Below are 12,285 nucleotides of genomic sequence, written 5' to 3'. Positions count from 1 at the left end.
CGCGGAACGGCCGGGTAGTCCCGGGGCGCCGCGCTCGGGGGCCGGGGCGTGGGGTCCGCGGGGAACACCGATCGGCCGGGCGAGGCCGGACCCCGCTGGGTGCGCCCCCGCCACCGCCGCGGGCGCTCCGGTCCGCGCGCGGTGGGCCGGGGACACCGGTGGGTCGGCGGAGCCCTGCCCCGGGGGCTCCCTCCGTCCGCCGCCCCGGGGCCCGATGGCGCCGGGGACGCCCTCCGCGCGGCGGTGGGGTGGTGGGCCCGGGGCCGCGCCGGGCGGCTGTCCGGCGGGTCCGCCCCGGCCCATGCGACCGGCGTAGCGCCTGGGTACCGTCTTCCATGAGCAGCCCCAGCGTCCCCCCGCCGCCCTCGGGGATCACCGTACGGCGCGCCCTGGAACTCCCCGGGCTGCGCGGCGGCCTGCCGGAGATCCTCGCAGGCGCCGACCGGCTCCACCGCACTGTGCGCTGGGTGCACGCGGGCGAGGTCCCCAACGCAGACGCTGTACAACCGGCTGGCCCGGATCGGGGAGTTGCTCGGCACCGACCTCGACGACCCGCAGAACGTACTGGCGTTGAGCCTGGCCCCGCGCGCCCGCCGCCACGTGCCCTGAGCGCGGGGGCACCGGTCCGGAGGGGCAGGGGGCGGGACGCGGAGCGCGCGGACCGGAGCGCGGGCGGAGCCGGGAGCCGGCCGCGTGGCACGGCGCCCGCGCCGGGATGTGAGGGGCCGTCGGCCCGGTCGTGGCGCGCCCGGGAGGTGGTTCGTCCCGGCTGTCCGCTCGGGTGCGGTGCCTCCGGGGCACTGCCGAGCGGGCCCGGTGCCTCCGGTGCGCTGCCGAGCGGGTGCGGTGCCTCCGGGGCACTGCGGAGAAGGTGCCCGGAACGGAGGAAGGGCCCGGCGCGGAGGAAGGGCCGGGCACGAAGGAGGGCCCGGCGCGGCGGCGGGTGGCGACGGCGGCGCGGACGCGCGTGCCGGGGGCGCGCCCCGCGGCACGGTCCGCGGGGAAGGGCTTCAGAGCAGCGGGAGGGGCTTGGTCAACTCGTCGTAGACGCTGAGGACCTGGGCGACGGTCTCGTCCTCGGTGGGCCAGGTCGCCGCCTGGCGTAACCCGGCGTCCGCGAGCGCCTCCCGCCGCTCGGGGGCACCGAGCAGTCCCACGACGGCCTCGGCGAAGGCGTCGGCGTCGCCGGGCGGAACGATCTCGGCGGCGTCGCCGAGGAGTTCGCGGAGGCCGGACCCGGCGGCGACCAGCGGCACCCGGGCGTGCAGGGCCTCCTTCGCCACGGCGGGCCGCGCCGCGCACCCGGCGGGCAGCAGGGCGAGATCGGCGGCGGCGAGCAGGTCGGGGACGTCGTCGCGGTCGCCGAGGAGCAGCACGGGCAGCCGTTCGTCCTCGATCCGCCGCTGCGACTGCGCCCGCGCCGGGTCCTCCCCCGCGACGACGACCAGCGGTGCGGGGTCCAGCCGGCGCCAGGCGCGGGCGGCGTCGAGCAGCGGGCCGAGGCCGTGCCGCCGCTCCAGCGGTCCGGCCGCGACGAGTAAGGGGCGGCCCACGGCTCCGAGTTCGGCACGGAGCTTGGCGCGCGCCCCGTCGTGGCCCTCGGGCCCGGCCGGGGGTCGCTCGGGGCGGGGCAGCCCGACCGCGCCGAGCCGGGCGTCCCGGGCGCCGGACCGCCGGGCCGTGTCCACCAGTTCGGAGGTGGTGCCGAGCACCACGGAGGCGGCCCTCATCACCCGCCGCTCCAGCACCCTCAGCAGGTGCTCGCGGGGACCCTCGGTGTGCGTACGGCCGTGCCAGGTGACGACGAGCGGGGTGTGCACGCGCCGTCCGGAGAGGGCGAGGGCGGCGCGGAAGGAGGCGTGCAGCCCGTGGGCGTGCACCAGGTCGGCACCCGAACAGGCCGCCCGCAGCCCCGCCACCGAGACCGGGTCGCTGCTGCGCGGCACATGCACATGGCCGGCGCCGGTGCCGACGAAGTCGTGGGCCCGTTCGGCCTCCAGGGGGGCGCACACCGTGACGTGCACGCCCCTCGCGACGAGTCCCGCGGCCAGGGAGCGCACGTGCGCGCTGCTGCCGGCGTTGCCGCCGCCGAGCACCTGCACGGTGCGCAGTGGCGACTGGCCGAGCGGTGCGTGGCTGCTCACGGGGGTCACGTGGCCGGGCTCCTGGGTTCGGCGTGGGACGGTCACGGAGAAGGTACGGAACGGCGGCGCGGAGGGTCGCGCCGCGCGGCTTCCCGCACGTTACCCCGCTCAGCATGCCAGGCCGCACGGATGTTCCGGGAACGGCGGGCGGCCCGCCCGCCCGGCTCCGGACAACCCCCTGACTCCAATTCACTCACAAGAGTGAAGCCTCGCCCACCCCTCGCGCAGCTCCGTCGGCCGGGCGGCCCGCTCCCCGGGCCGCGGGCCCGCCCCAGCGTTCCCGGCAGTCACGGGAACCCCACCGGGGGCGCGCATTCAGAAAGTGCGCCCCCCGGCCGGAGGCCGTGGGAACCGGACCGGTTGGCGGGAAACGGCCCCTCTCCGGCACCGGCCGGACCCGCCCGCGCGGACTCCCGCCGACCGCGGCACGCCGCCCCCGTACCCCGCGCGGACGCGCACCCGGCGCACGCCCCGCACCCGGCCGCACCCCGCGCACCCCGCGCGGCCTACGCGTCCGTGCGGGCCGCCGCGAGCAGTTCCTCCGCGTGGGCGCGTGCCGTCTCGGAGTCCTCCTGGCCCGCCAGCATCCGGGAGAGCTCGCGCACGCGCTCCTCCCCCTCCAGGACCTTGACGCCGGACCGGGTCACCGAGCCGTCGTCGGTCTTCTCCACCAGCAACTGCCGGTCGGCGAACGCGGCGACCTGCGGCAGGTGCGTGACGACGACGACCTGCGCCGTCTTCGCCAGCCGCGCCAGACGTCGCCCGATCTCGACCGCCGCCTTGCCGCCGACCCCGGCGTCGACCTCGTCGAAGAGGTACGTCGGGACCGGGTCGGTGCCCGCAAAGACCACCTCGACGGCCAGCATCACCCGGGACAGCTCACCCCCGGAGGCACCCTTGGCGATGGGCCGCGGAGGCGCACCCGGGTGCGGGGCGAGCAGCAGCTCCACCTCGTCGGCGCCGTGCGGCCCGTGGGCCACGGTCCGGCCGCCGACCTCGATGCCGTCGGGGTCCTCGGTCTGCCGGATCGCGAACGACACCCGGGCGTGCGGCATGGCCAGCGAGGCCAGTTCGGCGGTGACCGCGGCGGCGAACCGCTCGGCGGCCTCCGTCCGCGCGTCGGTCAGGGCCTGCGCCAGGTGGCCCAGTTCCGTCCGCAGCGCGTCCCGTTCGGCGGTCAGCCCGCCGATCCGCTCGTCGTCGCCGTCGAGTTCCGCCAGCCGTCCGGCGCTCTCCTCGGCCCAGGCCAGCACGGCGGCCACGTCCTCGCCGTACTTGCGGGTCAGCGCGGTGAGCGCGGCGCGCCGCTCCTCGACCGCGGCCAGCCGCAGCGGGTCGGCGTCCAGGTCTCCGGCGTACCCGGCGAGTTCCCCGGCCACGTCGCGCAGCAGGATGCCGACCTCGCCGATCCGCTCCGCGAGCGCGGCCAGCGCCGGGTCGTGCGCGCGGACCGCGTCCAGGGCCCGCTGCGCGCCCGCGACGAGGGTCGCCGCGTCCACGCCCTCGGGGTCCTCGGGGTCGCCCGCGAGCGCGGCGTGCGCCGCCGTGGCGGCCGAGGCGAGCGCCTCGGCGTGGCCCAGCCGCTCGGCCTCACCGGCCAGCTCCGCGTCCTCGCCGGGGGCGGGGTCGACGGCCGCGATCTCGTCGAGGCCGTAGCGCAGCAGGTCGGCCTCCTGGACGCGTTCCCGGGCGCGGGTGGTGATCTCGTCCAGCTCGGCGGCGACGGCCCGCAGCCTGCGATGGGCGACCCGGTAGGCGGTGAGCGTGCCGCTGACCGCGTCGCCCGCGTACCGGTCCAGCGCCTGGCGCTGGCGGCCCGGCTTGAGCAGCCCCTGCTGGTCGGTCTGCCCGTGCACGGCGACGAGTTCGTCGGCCAGCTCGGCCAGCATGCCGACCGGCACGGACCGGCCGCCCAGATGGGCCCGCGAGCGGCCCTCGGCGGACACGGTGCGGCTGATCAGCAGCGCGCCGTCGTCCAGCTCGGCCCCGGCCTCGCGCGCGCGCACGGCCGCCGCCGCCTCGCCGGGCACGGCGACGCGCCCCTCGACGACGGCGCTCTTGGCACCCATCCGCACCAGGGCCGCGTCCGCGCGCCCGCCCAGGAGCAGCCCGAGGCTCGTGACCACCATCGTCTTGCCGGCCCCGGTCTCGCCGGTGACCGCCGTGAACCCGGGTGACAACTCGACCACGGCGTCGTCGATGACTCCGAGCGACCGTATCCGCATCTCCTCCAACACGCACCCGACCTTACGAGGTCCGGGCCGGGGAGTGCGACCGGCCCGCCCCCTCGCCCGCCGCGCCGGGCGGCCGCGAGGGGGCCCGGGGGCACGGCGGAGCGGCCGGAGGCCGTGCACGGCCTCCGGCGCCGCGAAACCACCCCTTCGGGTCTCCTACTGGGGCGCCCCCCGCCACCCGGAGACGGGCAGCGCGAACTTGGCGACCAGCCGGTCCGTGAAGGAGGCGTGGTGCAGCCGGGCCAGCCGAACCGGCACCGCGCCCCGGCGCACCTCCACCCGGGCGCCCGGCGGCAGCTCCACGGTGCGGCGGCCGTCGCACCACAGCACTCCGGGCGGGATGTGCGGCAGCACCTCCACCACGAGCACCGAGTCCGGCGAGGTGACCAGCGGCTTGGCGAACAGGGCGTGGGCGCTGATCGGCACCATCAGCAGGGCCTCGACCTCGGGCCAGACCACGGGGCCGCCGGCCGAGAAGGCGTACGCCGTCGACCCGGTCGGCGTCGACAGCACGATGCCGTCGCAGCCGAAGCCGGTCACCGGCCGCCCGTCCACCTCCAGCACGACCTCCAGCAGCTTCTCGGCACCCGCCTTCTGCACGGCGGCCTCGTTGAGCGCCCAGTCGGTGTGCACGATGTCGCCGTTGCGGTGGACGACGACGTCGACGGTCATCCGCTCCTCGACCTCGTAGGCCCGGTTCACCACCCGGTCGACGACCTTGTCGAGGTCGTCGCGCTCGGCCTCGGCGAGGAACCCGACCCGGCCGAGGTTGACCCCGAGCATCGGCACCCCCGAGCCCCGGGCGAACTCCGCGCCGCGCAGCAGGGTGCCGTCGCCGCCGAGGACGATCAGCAGCTCGCACCCGTCGAGGCACCCCGAGGCGTCCTCCCCCACCGGCTCCACCTCGGCCGGCAGCGGCAGGTCGCGCGCCTCGGCCTCCAGGACCCGTACCCCGAGTCCGGCCAGCAGCAGCCCCTTGACCACCAGTTCGGCGCTGCGGATGGCAGCGGGACGTCCGGTGTGGGCGAGCAGGAAAACAGTACGAGCTGGGTTCTGTGTCAACGCGGCCCCTCCGCCACTGCACGGTCAACGTCGTCCGGGTCGAGGCGGTCCGCCCCGGCCCGCAGCCACAGAAAGTACTCGACGTTGCCCGAGGGACCGGGCAGCGGACTCGCGGTGACGCCCTCCACCCCGAGCCCCAGTTCCCAGGCCCGGTCGGCGACCTGACGCACCGCCCCGGCGCGCAGCTCCGGACTGCGCACCACTCCCCCGCTGCCCAGCCGCTCCCGGCCGACCTCGAACTGCGGCTTGACCATCATGACCAGATCGGCGCCCGGCCGGGTGCATCCCACCAGAGCGGGCAGCACCAGCCCGAGCGGGATGAAGGACAGATCGCCCACGACGAGGTCCACGCGCTCCCCGTCGATGGCCTCGGGCGTCAGCTCCCGGACGTTGGTGCGGTCCTTCACGGTGACGCGGGCGTCCTGCTGGAGGGACCAGGCGAGCTGCCCGTAGCCGACGTCGACGGCGACCACGTGGGCGGCCCCGGCGCGGAGCAGCACGTCGGTGAAGCCGCCGGTGGAGGCCCCGGCGTCCAGGGCGCGCCGCCCCTCGACGACCAGCCCCCGGGGTACGAAGGCCGCGAGCGCCCCGGCGAGCTTGTGGCCGCCGCGCGAGACGTAGTCGGGATCGTCCTCGTCCCGGGTGACGACGATGGCGGCGGCGGTCTCCACCTGGGTGGCGGACTTGGTCGCGACGGCCTTGCCGACGGTGACCCGGCCGGCCGCGATGAGCTGCCCCGCGTGCTCCCGCGAGCGCGCCAGTTTGCGGCGGACCAGTTCCGCGTCGAGACGGCGGCGTGCGACTCCTGCCACGTTCGGTTCAGCTCCCTTGTGCGTACGGGCCCGGGGGCGCCGGGGGTCCCGGGCGGGCGTCGAGCGCGGTGAGCGCGTCGCGCAGCCCCCGGTGCACATCCTCGTACACCTCGGTGTGCCCGTCGGTGGTGAGGTGGTCGGCGTCGGCCAGCCGCAGCAGCCCGGCGTCCACCCCCGCGTCGCCGGTGGGTTCGCGGGGGACGCCCAGCGGGGCGGGACCGGGGGTGCCGGACTCCGGTTCCGGTCCGCCGTCCCCGTCCGGTGTGCGCGGGGCCGCCGGTTCCGCGTCTGCGTCGCTCATGCTCCGACGCTACCGCGCGCTGGGGTACGGTCGGTCCCCATGGCGACGACCGAGGAGTGCCGTGCCGCGCTCGACCGGCTCTCGGAGCGGATGGGCGAGGCCGACGGGGACCTGCGGGCCGCGGCCTCCCCGCCCCGCTCGGTGAGCTGCCACATCACCGATCTGGACCTCACCTTCGCGGGCCGGATGGCGGACGGCGGGATCGAGGTCCGCGAGACGCTCCCGGGGCCGCCCCGCCGACGGGCCGACATCCGGCTCGCCATGACGGGCGACGACCTGGTGGCCCTGGTCGACGGGGAGCTGCACTTCGCCCGTGCCTGGGGCTCCGGACGGGTGCGGCTGGAGGCGGGCCTGCGCGACCTGTTCCGCCTCCGCAAGCTCCTCTAGGACCTCTCCGGGACCGTGGCGCCGGGCGCCGGTGCCCCGCGCCGCCGGGTCGCCGGGGCACCGCGTCGGCCCCTCCCCACCCCGCTCCCTTGCGCGCCGGCCCCCGCCCCGGAAGGCCGGAAACCGCCGCCCCCCGGCGGGACGGGGACCCCAAGCGGGGCCCCCGCGCCGTGGTGGCGGCCCGCCGCTCAGAGCCCCAGCCGCGCCAGCGCCTTGCCCCCGTCCAGCCCGCATCCGCTCGCGCCGCCCGCCGTCCAGGCCGCGGCGCACAGGGCCCGCAGACCGTCCAGGGCCGCGCCGTCACCCGCCAGTTCCAGCCGCTCCGGGCCGGCCGTCGCCGTCCAGCCGCCGCAGCGGAAGCCGCCCGCCGCCTCCCCGGTGACCTCGGGCTGGCCGGTGAGCAGCCCGCGCAGATCGGCGTCGACATAGGTCGGCCGGTGCTCCGGGGGCGCCGCCAGCAGCCGGGCCCCGTCGGTGACACCGGTCAGCACGAGCAGCGAGTCGACCTCCCCGTTGAAGGCGCCCTCGATGTCGGTGTCCAGCCGGTCCCCGACCACCAGCGGCCGCACGGCCCCGGTGCGCAGTACCGTCTCCCGGTGCATCGGCGGCAGCGGCTTGCCCGCCACCTTCGGCTCGGCGCCGGTGGCGATCCGCACGACCTCGACCGCCGCGCCGTTGCCCGGCGCGATGCCCCGGGCGCCGGGAATCGTCAGATCCGTGTTGGACGCGTACCAGGGCAGCCCGCGCGCGACGGCGTACGACGCCTCCGCGAAGCGCCCCCACGGCAGTTCGGGCCCGCCGTAGCCCTGCACCACGGCCACCGGGTCGTCCCCGTCCGACTCGACCGGCACCAGGCCCCGCTCCCGCAGCGCGACGCGCAGCCCCTCCCCGCCGATCACCAGCACCCTGCTGCCCGCCGGCAAGTCGTCGGCGATCAGCCGGGCCACCGCCTGCGCCGAGGTGATCACGTCCTCGGCGGCGCTCGGTATGCCCAGCTCGGTCAGGTGCGCGGCCACCGCGTCGGGGGTGCGCAGCGCGTTGTTGGTGACGTACGCCAGCCGCATCCCGTCCCCGCGCGCCGCCGCGAGCGACTCCACCGCGTGCGCGATGGCGTTCCCCCCGGCGTAGACCACACCGTCCAGGTCCAGCAGCGCCGTGTCGTACGCCCGGCTCAGCCCCTGTCCGCTGCCCTGGGGACCCGTCCTGACGCTCCGGACCATCGCACACCGCTCCTCGTTCGACGACTTTCCCCCGATCATCCCCCATGCCCCCGGCGGACGTACGATGCCGGGATGAAGACCGCAGGCCACCCGGAAGCAATGGCGCGCCGGGGCCTGGAACTCACCCCGTTCCGAGGCCTCCGCTACGACCCCGACCGGGTCGGCAGTCTGGCCGCCGTGACATCCCCGCCCTACGACGTGGTGGTGCGCCCCGACGGACTGCTGCACCTGGAGTCGGCCGACCCGCACAACATCGTCCGCCTGATCCTGCCCCAGGCCGCGACGCCCCGGGCCCGCAACGCGCAGGCCGCCGACACCCTGCGCCGCTGGCGCGCGGAGGGCGTGCTCACCGCCGACCCCGAACCCGGGCTGTACGTCTACGAGCAGCGCGACGGCGGGGGGCTGCTGCAACGGGGGATCATCGGCACCCTGCTGGTGACGGACCCCGCCGAGCGGATCGTCCTGCCCCACGAGGACGTGATGCCCCACGTCGTGGCCGACCGGGCCGCGCTGATGCGCGCCACCTCCGCCAACCTCGAACCGCTGCTGCTCACCTACCGGGGCGACGACGGCGCCTCCGCCACGGCCGCCGTCGTGGAGCGCGCCTCCGGCCGCCCGCCGCTGCTCTCCACGACCACGGAGGACGGCTTCTGGCACCGCCTGTGGGCGGTCACCGATCCTGACGAAGTGGCCGCGGTGCGGCGGGAACTGGCTGGGCACCAGGCGCTCATCGCCGACGGCCACCACCGCTGGGCCACCTACCGCACGCTCCGCGCGGAGCACGGCTCCCCCGGCCCCTGGGACCACGGGCTCGTGCTGCTGGTCGACACGGCCCGCTATCCGCTGCGGGTGCGCGCGATCCACCGGCTGCTCCACGGGCTGCCGGTGGCCGACGCCGTGGCCGCCCTGGAGGGCCGCTTCCGGGTCCGCCGCCTCGGCACCGCGCTGGACGGCGCGCTGGAGGAGCTGGCCGGGGCGGCGGCCGGGGGCAACGCCTTCCTGCTGGCCGGGGACGGCGCCTTCCACCTCGTGGACCGGCCGGACCCCGCCCTGCTGGAGCGCACGGTCCCGGCGGACCGCCCCGCGGCCTGGCGGAGGCTGGACGCCACCGTCCTGCACGCAACACTGCTCGCCCATGTCTGGGGCGTCCCGGACGATTCCGCCGCCCATGTCTCCTACATCCACGACACGGCGGCCACGGTGGAGAAGGCGGAGCGGGACGGTGGCACGGCGGTGCTGATGCACCCGGTGCGCGAGGAGGTCGTCCGGGACCTGGCCCGGCAGGGCGTCACGATGCCGCGCAAGTCGACGTCGTTCGGCCCCAAGCCGGCCTCGGGGCTGGTGCTGCGCGCGCTGGACCTCTGACCCGGCGCGCGCGGCACCGCCCGCTCACTCCGTGCCGGTGTCCTTCCCGGTCTCCCCGGCCACGGCGCGCTCGCCCGCCTCCCCGGCGGGGGCGCCGTCCGCGGCCGCGCCGTCCGGGGCGGCCTCGTCCGTGTCACCGTCGTCCGTGTCACCGTCGTCCGGGACGGACTCGTCCGCGGCCTCGTCCCCGGTCGTCACGCCCTCGGTCGTCACGTCCTCGGTCACGGTGCCGGCCGCGGGGCCGTCCTCGTCACCGGTCCGGGCCTCGGCGGGCACGGTCGAACCGTCCTCGACGAGAGCGTCCACGAACTCCACCCCGTCCAGCTCGGCGAGCCGGTCGGAGGCGTCGGTGCTGCCGTCCCGGTCGGACTCGACGGCCTTGGCGAACCACTCGCGCGCCTCGCCCTCGCGCCCGGCGGCGAGCAGCGCGTCCGCGTAGGCGTACCGCAGCCGCGCGGTCCAGGGCTGCACGGAGTGGGAGGCCAGCTCCGGGCTCTGCAGCGTCACGATGGCAGCGTCCAGCTGGTCCATGTCCCGCCGGGCGCCGGCCGCGACGAGCCGCATCTCGACCTGTCCGGCCTTGTCCAGCTTGTGCACCTCGGGGGCGCCGGCCATGTCCAGCGTCTTCTCCGGGCGGCCGAGACCGCGCTCGCAGTCGGCCATGACGGGCCAGAGGTCGACGGAGCCGGTCATCCGCCGGGCGGCCCGGAACTCGGCCAGGGCCTCGCTGTACTTCTGGTTGGCGTACGCGGCGAACCCGGCCGCCTCCCGGACGGCGGCGACGCGCGACGCCAGCCGCAGCGCCACCTTGGAGTAGCCGTAGGCGCCCTCGGGGTCCTCGTCGATCAGGCGGGCGACCATCACGAGGTTGCGGGCGACGTCGTCCGCGAGCGTCTTGGGCAGGCTCAGCAGTTCCTGCCGCACGTCCTTGTCGATCTCCTCGCCGGTGACGTCCTCGGGGATCGGCAGCCGCTTGATCGGCTCACGGTCGCGGTCCCGTTCGTCGCGGAAGCTCCCGCCGCCGCGCCGGTCGTCACGGCGGTCGTCGCGCCGGTCGTCACGGCCCCGGTAGCCGCCGGGGCGCCCGCCCCGGTCGTCACGGCGGAAGCCTCCGCGGTCGCCCCGGTCGTCACGCCCGCGGAAACCACCGTGGTCGTCGCCGCCACGCCGGTCGTCACGGCGGAAGCCGCCCCGGTCGTCGCGCCGGTCGTCCCTGCGGAAGCCGCCCCGGTCGTCGCGCCGGTCGTCCCTGCGGAAGCCTCCGCGGTCGTCACGGTTGTCGCGGTCGTCACGGCGGAAGGCCGGACGCTCACCGCGGTCGTCGCGCCGGAACGGAGGACGGTCGCCACCGCGCTCGCCACCGCGTTCGTCGCGACGGAAGGCCGGGCGGTCGCCACCGCGCTCGCCTCCCCGCTCGTCGCGGCGGAACGGCGGGCGCTCACCGCGACCCCCTCGCTCGTCGCGCTCGTCGCGACGGAAGGCCGGACGGTCGCCGCCCCGGTCGTCACGGCGGAAGGCCGGACGGTCGTCGCGACGGAAACCGCCGCGGTCGCTCCCGCGGTCGTCACGCCGGAACGGCGGACGGTCGCCACCGCGCTCGCCACTCCGCTCGTCGCGGCGGAACGGCGGGCGCTCACCGCGACCCCCGCGGTCATCACGCTCGTCACGACGGTACGAGGGACGGTCGCCGCCCCGGTCGTCACGACGGAAGCCGCGGTCGCGGTCGTCGCGGCGCGGGCCGTACCCGCCGCCCCGGTTGTCGTCACGGCGGTCGTCGCGGCGGAAGCCGCCCCGGTCGCCGCGGTTGTCGTCCCTGCGGAACCCTCCGCGGTCGTCCCTGCGGAAGCCTCCGCGGTCGTCACGGTCGTCACGGCGGAAGGCCGGACGCTCACCGCGGTCGTCACGCCGGAACGGAGGACGGTCGCCTCCGCGCTCGTCGCGACGGAAGGCCGGGCGGTCGCCAGCCCGGTCGTCACGGCGGAAGGCCGGACGGTCGTCGCGACGGAAACCGCCGCGGTCGCTCCCGCGGTCGTCACGCCGGAACGACGGGCGGTCGCCGCCCCGGTCGTCGCGGCGCGGGCCGGAGTCCCGGTCGTCACGGCGCGGGCCGTACCCGCCACCCCGGCTGTCGTCACGACGGCCATAGCCGCCACCGCGGTTGTCGCCCCGGCTGTCATCGCGACGGAAGTCACGGCGATCGCCCCGGCTGTCGTCACGGCGGTCGTCACGGCGGTCGTCACGGCGGAAGCCGCCGCGGTCCCCGGAGCGTCCGCCCCGGTCGCCGCGGTCACCACTGTCCCGTCGCCGCTGGTCGCGCTCCGGTCGGTCGTCGGGAGAGTTGGTGGACATCGGTGACTCCTGTCTTCGGTACCGCACGTCATTCTCGCGCACCCGGGTACCCGGTGCGCCCTGGAAAAACGAAAGGACCCCTGGTCCCCAGCATGAACGCTGGGGACCAGGGGTCCTTTCCAAAGATTGTTCGGCGGCGTCCTACTCTCCCACAGGGTCCCCCCTGCAGTACCATCGGCGCTGTAGAGCTTAGCTTCCGGGTTCGGAATGTAACCGGGCGTTTCCCCTACGCTATGACCACCGAAACCCTAATGGTTTCGAGCGAACAAGCACACTTTTCACTTATGTGTTCAGCTCAAAGCCGGCAACGGTTCGTTGCCTCAGAACTAACACAGTGGACGCGAGCAACTGAGGACAAGCCCTCGGCCTATTAGTACCAGTCAACTCCACACCTCACGGTGCTTCCATATC

10 protein-coding genes, 1 rRNA gene and 1 pseudogene are annotated in these 12,285 nt (G+C 76.4%); 3 read left to right on the top strand and 9 right to left on the bottom strand.

Features of this window, described 5'->3' with window-relative positions; genetic code table 11:
* The first annotated feature begins 456 nt into the window (after nt 1-456).
* Nucleotides 457-609: a helix-turn-helix domain-containing protein gene (locus GTY84_RS34645; RefSeq protein WP_345943427.1), complete on the top strand. Its 153-nt coding sequence runs from the start codon at nt 457-459 to the stop codon at nt 607-609.
* 401 nt (nt 610-1,010) lie between these two features.
* Here the strand turns inward: GTY84_RS34645 and GTY84_RS12980 are convergent, their stop codons facing one another.
* From GTY84_RS12980 to GTY84_RS12960, 5 genes are all read right to left on the bottom strand, one after another.
* Nucleotides 1,011-2,153: a glycosyltransferase family 4 protein gene (locus GTY84_RS12980; protein ID WP_161226360.1), complete on the bottom strand. Its 1,143-nt coding sequence runs from the start codon at nt 2,151-2,153 to the stop codon at nt 1,011-1,013.
* Nucleotides 2,154-2,650: 497 nt separating this feature from the next.
* Nucleotides 2,651-4,369, bottom strand: coding sequence for a DNA repair protein RecN (recN, locus tag GTY84_RS12975; protein ID WP_161226523.1), 1,719 nt, complete (start codon nt 4,367-4,369; stop codon nt 2,651-2,653).
* A gap of 165 nt (nt 4,370-4,534) precedes the next feature.
* Nucleotides 4,535-5,440 carry an NAD kinase gene (locus GTY84_RS12970; protein ID WP_161226359.1) on the bottom strand — a complete coding sequence of 302 codons (906 nt, stop codon included), beginning with the start codon at nt 5,438-5,440 and terminating at the stop codon, nt 4,535-4,537.
* Nucleotides 5,437-6,252 (bottom strand): TlyA family RNA methyltransferase, encoded by an 816-nt coding sequence (locus GTY84_RS12965; protein ID WP_161226358.1) that lies wholly within the window; start codon nt 6,250-6,252, stop codon nt 5,437-5,439. The genes GTY84_RS12970 and GTY84_RS12965 overlap by 4 nt, the downstream gene beginning before the upstream one ends.
* 7 nt (nt 6,253-6,259) lie before the next feature.
* Nucleotides 6,260-6,553 carry a hypothetical protein gene (locus tag GTY84_RS12960; protein WP_161226357.1) on the bottom strand — a complete coding sequence of 98 codons (294 nt, stop codon included), beginning with the start codon at nt 6,551-6,553 and terminating at the stop codon, nt 6,260-6,262.
* A 39-nt stretch (nt 6,554-6,592) separates the two neighbouring features.
* Between GTY84_RS12960 and GTY84_RS12955 the strand changes: the two genes are divergently transcribed.
* On the top strand, nt 6,593-6,940 hold the full coding sequence (locus GTY84_RS12955; RefSeq protein ID WP_161226356.1) for a sterol-binding protein: 348 nt from the start codon (nt 6,593-6,595) through the stop codon (nt 6,938-6,940).
* Nucleotides 6,941-7,128: 188 nt separating this feature from the next.
* Here the strand turns inward: GTY84_RS12955 and GTY84_RS12950 are convergent, their stop codons facing one another.
* A complete protein-coding gene (locus GTY84_RS12950; protein ID WP_161226355.1) occupies nt 7,129-8,160 on the bottom strand; it encodes an HAD hydrolase-like protein in 1,032 nt (343 codons plus the stop codon).
* 72 nt (nt 8,161-8,232) lie between these two features.
* On the opposite strand from GTY84_RS12950, the gene GTY84_RS12945 reads away from it, so the two are divergent.
* A complete protein-coding gene (locus tag GTY84_RS12945; protein ID WP_161226354.1) occupies nt 8,233-9,525 on the top strand; it encodes a DUF1015 domain-containing protein in 1,293 nt (430 codons plus the stop codon).
* 24 nt (nt 9,526-9,549) lie between these two features.
* Here GTY84_RS12945 and GTY84_RS12940 read toward each other — a convergent pair whose 3' ends face one another.
* The 3 genes and pseudogenes from GTY84_RS12940 to rrf all read right to left on the bottom strand — a co-directional run bounded on the left by GTY84_RS12940 (nt 9,550) and on the right by rrf (nt 12,119).
* On the bottom strand, nt 9,550-10,449 hold the full coding sequence (locus GTY84_RS12940; protein ID WP_345943426.1) for a hypothetical protein: 900 nt from the start codon (nt 10,447-10,449) through the stop codon (nt 9,550-9,552).
* 87 nt (nt 10,450-10,536) lie between these two features.
* Nucleotides 10,537-11,901 (bottom strand): annotated as a pseudogene (locus GTY84_RS33810) (hypothetical protein); the annotation flags it as partial.
* 101 nt (nt 11,902-12,002) lie between these two features.
* A 5S ribosomal RNA gene (gene rrf, locus GTY84_RS12930) occupies nt 12,003-12,119 on the bottom strand.
* Nucleotides 12,120-12,285: the final 166 nt, after the last annotated feature.

This window comes from Streptomyces sp. SID8352 (assembly GCF_009862265.1).
Lineage (GTDB): Bacteria > Actinomycetota > Actinomycetes > Streptomycetales > Streptomycetaceae > Streptomyces.
This window is presented reverse-complemented; position numbering and strand designations above follow the sequence as displayed.